General features: G+C 74.2%; 11 protein-coding genes. 4 read left to right on the plus strand and 7 right to left on the minus strand.

Annotated features, from left to right (window positions below; translation table 11 throughout):
* The first annotated feature begins 4 nt into the window (after window positions 1–4).
* A complete protein-coding gene (locus H488_RS19710) occupies window positions 5–1,288 on the plus strand; it encodes a saccharopine dehydrogenase NADP-binding domain-containing protein (RefSeq protein ID WP_017831783.1) in 1,284 nt (427 codons plus the stop codon).
* Between the two features lie 90 nt (window positions 1,289–1,378).
* On the opposite strand, the gene H488_RS19715 is transcribed toward H488_RS19710, so the two are convergent.
* From H488_RS19715 to H488_RS19725, 3 genes are all read right to left on the minus strand, one after another.
* Entirely contained in the window at window positions 1,379–2,554 is a 1,176-nt protein-coding gene (locus H488_RS19715) for a zinc-dependent alcohol dehydrogenase (RefSeq protein WP_017831784.1), read from the minus strand.
* 71 nt (window positions 2,555–2,625) lie between these two features.
* Window positions 2,626–3,357, minus strand: coding sequence for a hypothetical protein (locus tag H488_RS19720; protein WP_017831785.1), 732 nt, complete (start codon window positions 3,355–3,357; stop codon window positions 2,626–2,628).
* 120 nt (window positions 3,358–3,477) lie between these two features.
* Window positions 3,478–3,891 (minus strand): hypothetical protein, encoded by a 414-nt coding sequence (locus H488_RS19725; RefSeq protein WP_017831786.1) that lies wholly within the window; start codon window positions 3,889–3,891, stop codon window positions 3,478–3,480.
* Between the two features lie 256 nt (window positions 3,892–4,147).
* Here H488_RS19725 and H488_RS19730 point away from each other — a divergent pair, with 256 nt between their 5' ends.
* A complete protein-coding gene (locus tag H488_RS19730) occupies window positions 4,148–4,810 on the plus strand; it encodes a TetR/AcrR family transcriptional regulator (RefSeq protein ID WP_017831787.1) in 663 nt (220 codons plus the stop codon).
* A 63-nt stretch (window positions 4,811–4,873) separates the two neighbouring features.
* Window positions 4,874–7,432 (plus strand): MMPL family transporter, encoded by a 2,559-nt coding sequence (locus tag H488_RS38315; RefSeq protein ID WP_017831788.1) that lies wholly within the window; start codon window positions 4,874–4,876, stop codon window positions 7,430–7,432.
* Between the two features lie 84 nt (window positions 7,433–7,516).
* Here H488_RS38315 and H488_RS19740 read toward each other — a convergent pair whose 3' ends face one another.
* Complete coding sequence (locus tag H488_RS19740) at window positions 7,517–9,301, minus strand: N-acetylglutaminylglutamine amidotransferase (protein WP_017831789.1); 1,785 nt, start codon at window positions 9,299–9,301, stop codon at window positions 7,517–7,519.
* A gap of 134 nt (window positions 9,302–9,435) precedes the next feature.
* Between H488_RS19740 and H488_RS19745 the strand changes: the two genes are divergently transcribed.
* Window positions 9,436–10,887: an amidase gene (locus H488_RS19745; protein WP_017831790.1), complete on the plus strand. Its 1,452-nt coding sequence runs from the start codon at window positions 9,436–9,438 to the stop codon at window positions 10,885–10,887.
* Window positions 10,888–10,933: 46 nt separating this feature from the next.
* On the opposite strand, the gene H488_RS19750 is transcribed toward H488_RS19745, so the two are convergent.
* The 3 genes from H488_RS19750 to H488_RS19760 form a co-directional block, all read right to left on the minus strand.
* Window positions 10,934–11,563: a methylated-DNA--[protein]-cysteine S-methyltransferase gene (locus H488_RS19750; protein ID WP_017831791.1), complete on the minus strand. Its 630-nt coding sequence runs from the start codon at window positions 11,561–11,563 to the stop codon at window positions 10,934–10,936.
* A complete protein-coding gene (locus H488_RS19755; protein ID WP_017831792.1) occupies window positions 11,560–12,156 on the minus strand; it encodes an RNA polymerase sigma factor in 597 nt (198 codons plus the stop codon). Before H488_RS19755 ends, H488_RS19750 begins: the two co-directional genes overlap by 4 nt.
* Before the next feature lie 88 nt (window positions 12,157–12,244).
* Window positions 12,245–13,270 carry a LacI family DNA-binding transcriptional regulator gene (locus tag H488_RS19760; protein WP_017831793.1) on the minus strand — a complete coding sequence of 342 codons (1,026 nt, stop codon included), beginning with the start codon at window positions 13,268–13,270 and terminating at the stop codon, window positions 12,245–12,247.
* Window positions 13,271–13,474: the final 204 nt, after the last annotated feature.

Here is a 13,474-nt window from a genome sequence, read left to right on the forward strand (position 1 = left end):
CCGGATGGAACCCGAGCAGACGTCCCGGCCCGTCGTGGGCCTTCTCGGCGCCACCGGCATCACCGGGCGCGTGGCACTGGCCCATCTCCTGGCGCGGGCGCCCGAGGCGGGGGTGGACGTCGTCGTCGGCGCCCGTGACCCCGAGCGCGTGCGAGCGCTGTGCGCCGAACGGGACCTCCCCGTCCCCGAGGTCCTGCACGCCGACGTCGCGGAGCCCGGCTCGCTGCGCGCATTCGTCCGGCGGGTCGACGTGCTGGTGAACCTCGCCGGGCCCTACACGCGGCTGGCGCCCCCGGTGCTCGCCGCGTGCGTCGCGGAGGGCACCCACTACCTGGACCTGACGGGCGAGTCGCAGCTCGCCCACCGCACCGACCGGGACCTGCACGAGGCCGCGCGGGCCGCCGGGGTGGCGATCGTGCACACGGCGGGCTTCGAGGCCCTGCCCGCCGACGTCCTCGTCGACGCCGCCCGCCGGCACGCCGCGGCGCGCGGCGAGACGCTGCGCTCCGCGGACCTCGTCACCTCCGTGCGCACGCCGCCGGGGACCGGGTTCTCGGAGTCGGTCTCGGGCGGGACCGTGCAGAGCCTCGTCGAGGTGCTGCGGGACCCGGACCCCGCTCGCACCGGGGACGTCGCCGCCCGTCTCCCGGACCCCGCGCCGGGCAGCGGGACCGCCGCGGACCCCGACGCCGTCCGCGCGACCAGCCCGCTCCGCCTGCGCGCCCGGACCGCCCGCGGCCGGGTGCTCGCGGCCATGAGCCCGCTCGCGGCGATCAATCCCCCGGTGGTGCACCGCACCCAGGCCCTCAGCCCCGTCCCGGGGGCCGCCGCGCACCCCCTGGCCTTCCGCGAGGCCATGGACGTCGGCCGCGCGGGCGGGCTCCGCGGGGCCGGGCGCTTCGCCGCCGCCGTGGCGGTGGCGGTGTTCCAGGCGCTCGCCGGCCTCGCCGCCGCCCTGCCGCACCCGGTGCGGGCGAGGCTCGCCGACGTCCTGGCGGGAGTCCTGCCCCAGGCCGGGACGGGCCCGGCGGGCGACGTGCTCACCGGCTGGTCCTGGACCACCCGCGGGGTGTTCACCACCCACGAGGGCGGCAGCTTCCCCGCCGTGCTGGAGGCGCAGGGCAACCCCGGCTACGGCACCACCCCGTGGCTGACCACGGAGCTCGCCCTGCGCATGGCGGTGCGCGGCGTCCCGGCCGCCGCCCTCGGCTCGAGCACGCCCGCCCTGGCCCTGGACGGCGACCTCGACGCCCTGCTCCCGGCCCGGGTGTGCATCACGGTCGGCTGAGCGCCGTGGACCGGACACCGTGGACGGCGCGCGCCGGCCCCCGTCCCTCACGAGGGACGGGGGCCGGCGGCACGACCGCTGCGGGCGGGACTACGGCTTGAGCACCACCTTGATGCAGCCGTCCTCCTTCTTCTGGAACTTCTCGTACATCTCCGGCGCCTGCGACAGCGGCACCTGGTGGGTCGCCAGGTCGAGGACGCCCAGCGGGTCCGAGGGGTCGTCCACGAGCGGCAGGAGCTCGTCGATCCAGGACTTCACGTTGCACTGGCCCATGCGCAGCTGGACCTGCTTGTCGAACAGCGTGAGCATCGGCATGGGGTCCTTCATGCCGCCGTACACGCCGCTGAGCGAGATCGTGCCGCCGCGCCGGACGGCGTCGATGGCGGTGTAGAGCGCGGTGAGCTTGTCCACCCCTGCCGTCTCCATCGCCTTGCGGCCCAGCGGGGACGGCAGCAGCCCCACCGCCTTGTGGGCCGCGCCGGCCACGTGGGAACCGTGCGCCTCCATCCCGACCGCGTCCACCACGGAGTCCGGGCCGCGGCCGTCCGTGAGGTCCTTGAGCCGCTCCGCCACGTCGCCCGCGGAGTCCAGCGTCTCGATGCCGTGGCGCTCGGCCATGGCCCGGCGCTCGGCGACCGGGTCCACCGCGAGCACCCGGTAGCCCAGGTGCCGGCCGATCCGGGCGGACATCTGGCCGATCGGGCCCAGGCCCAGCACGGCCAGGGAGCCGCCCTCCGGGGGAGCGGCGTACTTCACGGCCTGCCACGCGGTGGGCACCACATCGGACAGGTAGAGGTAGCGCTCGTCCTCGCCGGTCTCGGGGACCTTGATGGGCCCGTAGTCGGCGTGCGGCACCCGCAGGTACTCGGCCTGCCCGCCCGGCACGGAGCCGTAGAGCCGCGAGTAGCCGAGGAACGCCGCGCCGCTGTTGTACTCCCGGACCTGGGTGGTCTCGCACTGCGACTGCAGCCCCTGGTTGCACATGAAGCAGTGCCCGCAGGAGACGTTGAACGGGATGACCACGCGGTCCCCGGCCTTGATGTGGGTGACGGCCGGGCCGACCTCCTCGACGATGCCCATCGGCTCGTGGCCGATGATGTCACCCTTGTCCATGAACGGGCCCAGCACCTCGTACAGGTGCAGGTCGGACCCGCAGATCCCGCTCGACGTGATCCGCACGATCGCGTCAGTGGGCTCCTGGATCCGCGGATCCGGGACCTCCTCGACGCTCACCGAGCGCTTTCCCTGCCATGTCAGAGCCTTCATCGATCCTCCTTCTCAGAACGGCCCCTCCGGTGCGGAAGGACAGCATGCTGATCTGTTCGGTCCGCCCCAGCCTACTCGGCGGTGTCCGGACCCGCATAGTGCGGGGCCCCGGCCGCGGTCTCGCCCCGGAGGAAGTACGCCCCCACCGAGCCCGCCAGGGTCGCGAAGACGGCCACCGAGTAGAGCGCCAGCACCACCTCCAGCACCCGGGGGAAGCCGCCCTGCGCCCCGAGCTCCCGGCCCGTGACGGTGGACATCGCCGCGTCGGACAGCGCCGGGCCGTATCCCGCGTAGTGGCCGAGGACGTACAGCAGCTGGCTCGAGACCAGCACGACGACGCCGGTGACCGCCGCGAGCCAGCCGATCCTGCTGGACAGCAGCTTCCCCGCCGAACGGGAGCCGCGCACCCCGGCCGAGAGCACGCTCCCCGCCCGCGTCAGCCGGGTGAGCCGGAGCAGCCGGGCGGCCTGCAGCGCACGGACGAAGCGCAGGAAGGGCAGCAGCAGGAACAGCACCTGCCACCAGTTGCGCTTCCAGAACCGGGCGGAGAACCCGGCGACGTAGGCCCGGAGCAGGAACTCGCCGACGAACACGGCCCAGAAGAGCCAGCCGACCACGTTGAGGAGGGCCACGAGCCCGGGGTCCTCGGCGAGCAGCTGCCCGAGCACCACGAACAGGAACAGCACGCCCAGCACGCCCATCGGCCGGTCGAGCCGGCGCGCGAGCCCCTCCGCGAGGCCCAGCTGCTCGGCCTCGTCGACCGGCCGCCGGTGCTCGTGCCGGGTGCCGTCGTTCCTCGCCACTGCTGTCCTCTCGGTCGCGCCGGTCTGCTCCTGGCCCACGGTAGGGCACCGGCGCGGCGGACCCCGCCCGGGGCGCGGGCGCTCGCCCGTCCGTCCGTCCGGACGGGAGGGTATGGAGGGTCAGTCCGTTGGCGTCACGGTCGCGTCGACGAGGATGAGCTCCTCGCCGCGGTCGACGTAGAGCTGCGCCGTCTCCTCGTCGGCGACCGCCTGCAGCGCCTCGTAGTCGTCGACCGTGAAGACGTCCCGCTCCTCCACCGTGCCGGTGGCCTCGACCTCGTCGCCCACGGACAGCCCCTCCGGCAGCTGGTCGGCGAGCACGAGCGTGTCCTCCGCGCCGATGGCGATCACCTGGTGGGCCAGGACCTCCTGCACCTCGCCGGTGAGCGTCATGGCCTCGCCCACGAGCTCCTCGGTGGGCACGCCCGACTGGTCGGCGCGGGTCAGCTCGGTCTCCTCGGCGCAGCCGGCGGCGGTGCCGGCCAGGAGGAGCGCGGCCGCCGCGGAGGCTGCGGTCCGGGGGAAGCGGTGCATGGTGGTCTCCTCGTCATCGTGCTGTGCTCGGTGCCGTTCCGGCAGGACGGGGACGACCGTACGCGGGAGGATCACCGTGCGGCCACCCCCGAGGGCCCTCCCGCAGGGTTCTCGCCGCGGATCGTGACCCGGCCGTGATCCGTCACGCCTCTCAGCTACCCGTGGGCGGCGTTCCGGGTGGTCCGCGTCCGGTGTGGCACGTTGCACACAGTGCAATGTTGCACGGAGTGCATGGTGGCACCTAGTGTCAGGACTCGTGACGAACCTGCCCGCCGAGCCCGCCCGGCACCACCCCCCGGAGGACCGGCGGGAGGCCGTGAAGTACCACAACCGCCGCGCCATCATCGACGCCGCCGCGGCCCTGGCCGCGGAGCGCGGACTGGGGCGCTTCACCGTCAACGACCTCGCCGATCGGGCCGGGGTCTCGCGGCGCACCATCTTCAACCACTTCGCCTCCGCGGACGACGCCGTCTACGCGCGCTTCAGCGAGCTGCTCGGCGTGTTCGTCGACAACTTCGCGCGCGTCGTGGAGGCCACCCCGCCGCCCGCGAACCCCAGCCCCGGCGCCGTCCTCGAGCAGCTGGCCGACGTCATCGAGCGGACCGAGCTCGTCCCCGCCATGTGCCACATCGCCCACCTGATGGGCGCGAGCGGGGACAGCCCCATCACCGCGATGTGGGCGCACGAGGTGTTCCAGACCCTCACCGCCCGGCTGGCCGCCGAGATCACCGACCGGGTCCCCGGCGCACCCTCCTTCACCGTGGACCTGCTCGCAAGCCTGCTGCTCCACGCCCTGGCCGTGTCCTTCGAGCGGTGGGCCGAGGAGACCGGCGCGGTGGACACCCCGGACAGCCGCGAGACCTGGCGCCGGCTGCTGCGCACCGCCGTGGAGCGCCTGCGCCACGGCTTCGCCGACTGACCCGACCGACAGAGCACGACCCCCAGAGCACGACCCACGGAACACGACCGACAGAGAAGAGACATGGCACATCTGCTGTACCGACTCGGGCGCTTCGCCGCCCGTCGCGCCTGGGCCGTGGTCGCGGCCTGGGCGGTGGTCCTGCTCCTCGCCGGCGGCGCCTTCGCCGCCTTCGGCGGGCAGCTGACCAACGCGATCACCGTTCCCGGCACCGAGACCCAGCGGCTGGCCGACCGCCTGCAGAGCGAGCTGCCCGACGCCGGCCACGGCACCGGCCGGATCGTGTTCCAGACCGAGGACGGCGACCCGTTCACCGCGGACCAGCGCGAGCAGATCGGGAAGGCGCTCACCGAGGCGGAGGAGTCCCCGGGCGTCGACGGCGTCCTGGACCCGTTCGCCGCCCAGGACGAGCGCGAGGCGCAGGAGCAGCAGCTCGCGGACGGGCGCGAACAGGCCGCCGACGGCCGCGCGCAGCTCGACGCCGCCGAGGACACGCTCGACGAGAACCAGGAGAAGCTCGACGCCGCCCGGGAGCAGGCCGAGCGGGCCGACGCCCCCGACCAGGTCCTCGACGAGCTCGACGAGCGCCAGGAGGCCCTCGACGACGGCCGCGCGGAGCTCGAGCGCAACCGGGAGCAGCTCGCGGACGGCCTGCCCGAGCTCGACCGCGGCGAGCGGATGATGGCCCTGGCCGAGGAGACCCGCACGGTCTCCGCGGACGGGACCACCGCGATGGCCGTGGTGACCTTCACCGCCGAGCAGCAGGCGGTCACCGCCGAGGAGAAGGAGTCCCTCCAGGCCGCCGTGGACGGCACGGAGATCGAGGGCGTGCAGGTCGACTACTCCCTGGAGATCGCCCAGGACATCTCCCAGCTCGTCGGCCCCGCCGAGGTGATCGGCGTGGTCATCGCCGGGATCGTGCTGCTCGTCATGCTCGGCACCCTCGTGGCCGCCGGCCTGCCCATCCTGATGGCACTCACCGGCGTGTCCGTCGGCGCCCTCGGCGTGCTGTCCTTCTCCGGGGTGCTGGACATGATGTCGGTGACCCCGATGCTGGGCGTCATGCTCGGACTGGCCGTGGGCATCGACTACTCGCTGTTCATCCTCAACCGGCACCGCCAGCAGCTGCTGGCCGGCACGGAGCTGCACGAGTCCATCGGCCTGGCCACCGGGACCTCCGGCAACGCGGTGGTCTTCGCCGGGCTGACCGTGATCATCGCCCTGGCGGCGCTCAACGTCACCGGCATCCCGTTCCTGGGCGTCATGGGCACTGCGGCGGCGGTCTGCGTGGCCGTGGCCGTGCTGGTCGCCGTGACCCTCACCCCGGCGCTGCTGTCCCTGGTGGGGGAGCGGCTGCTCTCCGCCCGCGCCCGGACCCGCGCGGCCCGCCGGCCCGCCCACCTCGGGGAGCCCCGCCCCGGGGTGGCCACCCGCCACCCGGTGCTGACCCTCGTGGCCGGTGTGCTCGCGCTCGTCGTCGTCGCGCTCCCCGCGGCCTCGATGCGCCTGGGCCTGCCGGACGCCTCCTCCGAGCCCGAGGACTCCACCCAGTACCGCACCTACCAGGTCCTCGACGAGAAGTTCGGCGCCGGCGCCAACGGCCCGCTGCTCGTGGTCGCCGACCTGCCGGAGGGCACGGACGAGTCCGGGGCCGCCGATCTGCAGCTCGCCGTGGGCGAGGAGCTCATGGCGGAGGACGACGTCGTCTCGGTGGTCCCGGCGGGGCTGTCGGAGGACCGCCGGACCGCCGCGTTCCAGGTCGTGCCCGTGGACGGCCCGGCCGCCGAGTCCACCGAGCGGCTCGTCAACGACCTGCGCGCCCTGTCCCCCGCCCTGGAGGACGAACTCGGGGTGAGCATCGGCGTCACCGGCCAGACCGGCGGCAACATCGACGTCTCCCAGCTGCTGGCCGACGCGCTGCCGCTGTACCTCACCGTGGTGATCGGGCTGTCCCTGGTGCTGCTGGTGCTCGTCTTCCGCTCGGTCCTCGTGCCGGTCGTGGCGACCGCCGGGTTCATGCTCTCCCTCTTCGCCGCGTTCGGCGCGGTGGTGGCGATCTACCAGTGGGGCTGGCTGGGCGGTCTGCTCGGCGTGCACGCGCCGGGCCCGGTCCTGAGCTTCCTGCCCACCATCCTCGTGGGCGTGCTGTTCGGCCTGGCCATGGACTACCAGCTGTTCCTCGTCTCCGGGATGCGGGAGGCGTTCGTGCACGGCCGCTCGGCGCGGGCCGCCGTGCAGGAGGGGCTCCAGGCCGGCCGGGCCGTGGTCACCGCCGCGGCGATCATCATGATCTCGGTGTTCGCCGGCTTCATGTTCTCCCACATGGCGATGATCCGGCCCCTGGGCTTCGGGCTCGCCTTCGGCGTGCTCGTCGACGCCTTCGTGGTGCGCATGACGCTGATCCCCGCGGTCATGCACCTGCTCGGCGACCGGGCCTGGTGGCTGCCCCGCTGGCTCGACCGGATCCTGCCGAACGTGGACGTGGAGGGCGACTCCCTGCGCCGCGACCGCACCCCCCATCCCGAGGGCCCGGCCGCCGCGGCCGGCCCGAGCGGCTGGGGCGACGCGGCGCCGGGCCCGGACGCCGAGCGCGAGCTCGTCGGCGCCGGCCGGCGCGACTGACGCGGAGGTCCCCGGCGAGGACGGCGCGCCCCGTCACCCGCAGCGGGTGACGGGGCGCGCCGTCGTCGGTCCGGTCCCGTGCCGTCAGGAGATGCCGTTCTCCTGCAGCCACATCTCCAGCAGGCCCAGCTGCCACAGCACGTTCGAGCGCAGCGGCGTGTGGTGCTGGTTCGGGTCGGCCAGCAGGGTCTCCACGACCTCCGAGTTGTAGAGCCCGCGCCGCACCGCCGCCGGGTCGGTCAGGGCGGCCTCGACCCGGTCCAGGGTCCCGCCCTCGAGGGTGCGGATCGCCGGGACCGGGAAGTAGCCCTTCTTCCGGTCGATCACCTCGTCCGGGACGATGCCGCGCGCCGCGCGCTTGAGCACGCCCTTGCCGCCGTCGGCGAGCTTGAGCTCCGGCGGGATGCGCCCGGCGAACTCCACGAGTTCGTGGTCGAGGAACGGCACCCGCGCCTCGAGGCCCCACGACATGGTCATGTTGTCCACGCGCTTCACGGGGTCGTCCACGAGCATCACCGTGGAGTCGGTGCGCAGAGCGGCGTCCACGGCCGTCTCCGCGCCGGGGCGGCCGAAGTGGCGCTCGATGAACGCGGTCGGCGCGTCGTGGGTCGCCATCCACTCGGGGGAGAGCACCTTCGCGAGCCGGGACCACGGCCGGTCGAAGAACGACTGGGAGTAGGTCTTCCGGGCGTCGTCGCGCGCGACGTCGGCCAGCGGCGGGTACCAGTGATAGCCGCCGAGCACCTCGTCGGCGCCCTGCCCCGACTGCACCACCTTGACGTGCTTCGAGACCTCCTCGCTGAGCAGGTAGAAGGCCACGCAGTCGTGGCTGATCATGGGCTCGCTCATCGCGGCGACGGTCCGGTCGATCGCCGGGACCAGGCGGGCGTCGTCGATCGCGATCTGGTGGTGGTCGGTGCCGAAGCGGCGGGCCACGAGGGACGAGAACTCGAACTCGTCCCCGGACTCCTCGCCCCGGGACTCGAAGCCGATGCTGAACGTCTGCAGGTCCTCCTGCCCGCTCTCCGCGAGCAGGGCGACAACGAGGCTCGAGTCGATGCCGCCGGAGAGCAGCACGCCCACGGGGACGTCCGCCACCATGCGCCGCTTCACCGCGGTGCGCAGCTTCTCGACGAGCCCGTCCTGCCAGTCCTGCTCGGACCAGCCCGAGCGGTCCTCGTCGCGGGTGAACTGGGGGTTCCAGTACTCGTGGTCCGAGGCCGAGCCGTCGGGCTCGACCGTGCGCACGGTCGCCGGCGGCATCTTCCGCACGCCCTTGAGGATCGTGCGCGGGGCCGGGACCACCGAGTGGAAGGTGAGGTAGTAGGACAGGGCCGTGCGGTCGATCGAGGTGTCGACGTCCCCGGCCGCCAGCAGCGCCTGCACCGTGGACGCGAACCGCAGCCGCGCCCCCGTGTGGTCGACGTAGAGCGGCTTGATGCCCAGTCGGTCCCGCGCCAGGACGGTGCGCCCGCTCGTGTGCTCGGTGATGGCGAAGGCGAACATGCCGTGGAAGTGGTAGACGCACTCCCGGCCCCAGCGGTGGTAGGCCTTCAGGGCGACCTCGGTGTCCGAGGTGGAGAAGAACTCGTAGCCCATCCCGCGCAGCTCCTCGCGCAGCTGCCGGTAGTTGTAGATCATCCCGTTGAACACGATCGACAGACCCAGCCGGGAGTCGACCATCGGCTGCCCGCCCGAGGGGCTCAGGTCGACGATCTTCAGCCGGCAGTGGCCCATGGCCACCGGCCCCTGGGCCCAGGCGCCCTGCCCGTCCGGGCCGCGGCCGGCCTGGGCGCACGTCATGTGGTGGATCGTGCCCGGGTCCGCGCCGGCGCCGTCGAACCGGACCTCACCGGCGATGCCGCACATCAGCGCTCACCTCCGCTCCGGGGCCGGGACGGGATCGGAAGAGAAGGTCCGTGGAGGGAGAGCATCCTCCAATGCTACGGGGGCACGCCGCCGGGCGCCCTTCCGGGGACCGGAGCCCGGCGTACGGTGCCTGTATGACCACCGACCCCACCGACCCCTGCCGGCTCTCCGCGCGGGAGCTCGCCGCGGCCGTCCGGGCCCGCACGGTCTCCGCGCGGGAGGTGCTCGACGCCCACTTCGCCCGGATCGACGCCGTGAACCCCGCCGTGAACGCCGTGGTCACGCAGGTCCGCGAGCAGGCGTACGCGGCCGCCGCCCGCGCCGACGAGCTCACCGCCGCCACACCCGCCGCCGAGCTGCCGCCCCTGCACGGGGTGCCGATGACGCACAAGGACACCCACGCCACCGCCGGGATCCGCACCACGTCCGGCTCCCCGGTGTTCGCCGAGCACGTCCCGGAGCACGACGACCTGATCGTCGCCCGGTTCACGGCGGCCGGGGTGATCAGCACCGGGAAGAACAACGTGCCCGAGTTCGCCGCGGGCTCCCACAGCTTCAACGAGGTCTTCGGGACCACGCACAACCCCTGGGCGCTCGACCGCAGCGCGGGCGGGTCCAGCGGCGGGGCGGCCGCGGCGATCGCGTCCCGGATCCAGCCCCTGGGCGACGGCTCCGACATGGGCGGGTCCCTGCGCAACCCGGCCGCGTTCTGCGGCATCGCCGGCTTCCGGCCCTCCGCCGGGGTCGTGCCCTCGGCCCCGGCCGGCAACGCCTGGGCGTGGCTGGGCCGCTCCGGTCCGCTGGCCCGCAGCGTGGACGACCTCGCCCTGGCCATGTCCGTGCTGGCCGGCCCCGACCCGCGGATCCCCCTGGACTGCCCGGCACCGCGGACCGGGTTCCGGGCGCTCGCGGCGGAGGACCCGCCCGACCCGGGGGCCCGCCCCCTGGCCGGCGTGCGGATCGGGCTGAGCGCGGACTTCGGCCTCGGCGTCCCGGTGGAGCCGGAGATCGTCGAGGTGCTGGTCGCCCAGGCGCGGGTGTTCGAGGAGCTCGGTGCCGTGGTCGAGGAGGCCGTCCCGGACCTGCGCGACGCCGACGAGGTGTTCGACGTGACCCGGGCCTTCGACATGGCCGTGAATCTGCGCGAGGTGGTCGCGGAGCACCGGGAGCTCGTGAAGCCGGAGATCGTGTGGAACGTGGAGAAGGGCCTGGCGCTGACCGCCGAGCAGCTCATGGACGCGGCCCTGGCGCGCACGCGCCTGCACGAGGCAGTGCGCGCGTTCTTCGGCCGCTGGGACGTGCTGCTGACCCCCACCTCCCAGGTGCTGCCGTTCCCGTCGGCGGAGCGCTGGCCCCGCACGGTCGCGGGTATGCCGATGCAGACATATGTCGAGTGGATGCGCTCGGCGAGCCTGATCTCGGCCACCGGGTGCCCGGCCGTCTCGGTGCCGGGCGGCTTCAGCCCCGGCGGGCTGCCCGTGGGGCTGCAGCTCGTCGCCGCGCACGGGCGCGACGTCGAGCTGCTCCGGACCGCCCGCGCCTACGACCACGCCACCCGGCACGCGGACGCCGCGCCGCGCCTCTGAGGTGCGGCGCGGAGCCGGCACGTCGTACCGGGGCGGCCGATCCTGCTCAGGCCGCCGCCTCCAGCTCGAGCAGCGCCGCCTTGGCCTCCAGGCCGCCGACGTACCCGCCCAGGCCGCCGTCGCCGCGCAGCACGCGGTGGCACGGGACGACCACCGGCAGGGGGTTCGTGGCGCAGGCCGTGCCCACCGCCCGCACGGCCTGCGGGCGCCCGACCGACCGGGCGACCGCGCCGTAGCTCTCCGTGCGGCCGTAGCCGATGTCGGGCAGGTGCTCCTGGACGAGGCGCCGGAACCCGTGCGAGAGCGACCGGTCCAGCGGGAGGTCGAAGCCGGTGCGCGTCCCGGCGAAGTACTCCTCGAGCTGCCGGACGGCCGGTGCCAGGCGGACCGGGGCGTGCAGCACCCGGGGGCTGATCCGGCGGGCCAGGTCCTGCAGGACCGCATCGTGGTCCTCCCGCGCGTAGGCCACCCGCACCAGCCCTTTCTCCGTGGCGGCCAGCAGCAGCACGCCCACCGGGGTGCTGACGGTCGTGAACGCGACGTCGAGCAACCCCGCCCGGGCGGCCCCCTCCTCCAGGCGCCGGTGCAGACCGCGCAGCACGGTCTCCGGCACGGGGTCGGCGCGGAGGCTCCGCAGGGGGGAGCGCGGGGTCGAGCCGAGGGTGTTCGTGGTCATCGGTCCTCTCCTGTCCGGTCGAGCTGGGTGTGGTGCCCCGTGCGGTTCCCGGCGCGGTTCCCCGGGAGAGCCTCGGTGTGGTTCCCGGCGCGGGTTCCCGTGCCGTTCGCGGGGGCGGTCGTGATGAGGGCCTTGCGGAGGGCGGCCACGCCGTCCGAGGCGGCCCGGCGGGCGGCCTCCGGGGTGCCGCCGAGCAGCTCGGCGATCTGCCGGTAGGGCAGTCCGCCCAGATAGCGGTAGGCCACGGCGTGCCGCTGCTTGGGCGGCAGGGCGGCCACCGCCGCCCACAGCGGGGAGTCGTGCTCGTGCGGGGCGTCCCGGTGGGCCGGTGGCTCCGGGAGGGTGGCCACGGGCACCGCCGCCCGGGACCGGGCCCGGAGGACGTCGACCGCCTTGCGGTGGGCGATCGTCACCAGCCACGCCTGCACGTTCGCCGTGGCCGGCAGGTCCGGGTACGCCCGCAACGCGGCCAGGAACGTCTCCGACCACGCGTCCTCGGCGTCCGCGAACGTGCTCAGCACTGCCCGGCAGACCCGCCACACCACGGGGCCGTGCCGGGTCACCTGCGTCTCGAAAGGCTCTTTCGTGTCCATCACCTCGTAGACGTCCGCACCGGACGGAACGTGAGATCGGCGCCGGACGGCCACTCCGCTGCGGGGACCGGCACCGTCCGGCGGCCGATCACAGGCCCGCGGGCACGTTGTACGGCGTGATGACGTCGATCATCGAGTGGTGGCGGCGTTCCTCCGGAGGGATCGCGCCGTGGGCCTCCATGACGATCCTGCAGCACCGCTGCAGGTCCTGCTCGAGGTCGTGGTGCAGCACGGCGTGGATCCGCCCGGCCCGCAGCAGCTCCACGTTCTCCGGAGCCAGGTCGTGGCCGACGACGACCCGCGGGGCGCGCCCGGCGTCGTCGAAGGCGGCCATGATCCCGCGGTTGCCGCCGCCCACGGAGTAGACGGCGTCGAGCTCCGGGTGCTCGGTCAGGGCCCTGCGGAACAAGTCCCGGGTGGTGCGGTCGAGGCCGTCGCCGCCGGGCAGGTCCAGCACCGCCCGCTCCGGGTCCAGCGCGCGCAGGGTGCTCCGGAAGCCGTTGCCCCGCTGCTCCTCGCCGTGGAACCAGTCGTTGCTCACGACCACGGCCACGGAACCGGGGCGGTCGCGCATCCACTGCTCCACCAGGTAGGCCGCGGTCGCCCCGGCCGCTCGGTTGTCGAAGCCCACGTAGGCCCGGCGGGGGCTGTCCGGCAGATCGGTCACCAGCGTGACCACCGGGATGCCGGCCGCCTCGAGCTCGGCCACCGCGGTGCTGACCACGGGTACGTCCGGGGCCTTGAGGATCACGCCCTGGGTGCCTCGGTCGGCGATGCGCCGCAGCACTTCCGCGCAGCCGTCGGGGTCCCACCGCTCCTGGAAGGAGAACCGTGCCCGGAAGACGGCCGGGCGCAGACCGGGCAGGGCTGCTTCGAGTCCCTGCCGGACGGCTGCGGTGAACCGCGTGGGGGCGTCGACGACGACGTCGACCATGAACCGCCGCCCTGTCAGCTCCAGCTGCGTGCGCTGGGCGTCCAGGTCCCGGATCGCCTGGTGCACGAGCCCGGCGGTTCCTGCCCGCACACCGGCTCGGCCGTGCAGCACGCGGTCGACCGTGGCGTCGCTGACCCCCGCCTGGCGGGCGATCTCCCGGATCGGGTAGCGGTGGGGCACTTCGGGTCTCCTGATCTCGTGCGGGAGCCTTCGGGAACCGACCGGCCCGGAGCAGTCCCGAGCCGGGCCGTTCCGGAGCCTATCCCTGCCGGGCTCGCGGAGTACAGGACTGAGGGATTCCTGAGGGAAATGGGCATTGCCCGGCACCGCGGCAAGCGGAAGGCTGGCCCTGCACGAGGCCCTGCACCGAGGGCTGCCGGAGAG

It is taken from the genome of Kocuria sp. UCD-OTCP, from assembly GCF_000349605.1.
GTDB lineage: Bacteria > Actinomycetota > Actinomycetes > Actinomycetales > Micrococcaceae > Kocuria > Kocuria rosea.

What these genes read in the sequence shown, in the direction of transcription:
- H488_RS19710 (WP_017831783.1), top strand. Translation starts at nt 5, where the DNA reads ATGGAACCCGAGCAGACGTCCCGGCCCGTCGTGGGCCTTCTCGGCGCC.
- H488_RS19715 (WP_017831784.1), bottom strand. Translation starts at nt 2,554, where the DNA reads ATGAAGGCTCTGACATGGCAGGGAAAGCGCTCGGTGAGCGTCGAGGAG.
- H488_RS19725 (WP_017831786.1), bottom strand. Translation starts at nt 3,891, where the DNA reads ATGCACCGCTTCCCCCGGACCGCAGCCTCCGCGGCGGCCGCGCTCCTC.
- H488_RS38315 (WP_017831788.1), top strand. Translation starts at nt 4,874, where the DNA reads ATGGCACATCTGCTGTACCGACTCGGGCGCTTCGCCGCCCGTCGCGCC.
- H488_RS19740 (WP_017831789.1), bottom strand. Translation starts at nt 9,301, where the DNA reads ATGTGCGGCATCGCCGGTGAGGTCCGGTTCGACGGCGCCGGCGCGGAC.
- H488_RS19745 (WP_017831790.1), top strand. Translation starts at nt 9,436, where the DNA reads ATGACCACCGACCCCACCGACCCCTGCCGGCTCTCCGCGCGGGAGCTC.
- H488_RS19750 (WP_017831791.1), bottom strand. Translation starts at nt 11,563, where the DNA reads ATGACCACGAACACCCTCGGCTCGACCCCGCGCTCCCCCCTGCGGAGC.
- H488_RS19755 (WP_017831792.1), bottom strand. Translation starts at nt 12,156, where the DNA reads ATGGACACGAAAGAGCCTTTCGAGACGCAGGTGACCCGGCACGGCCCC.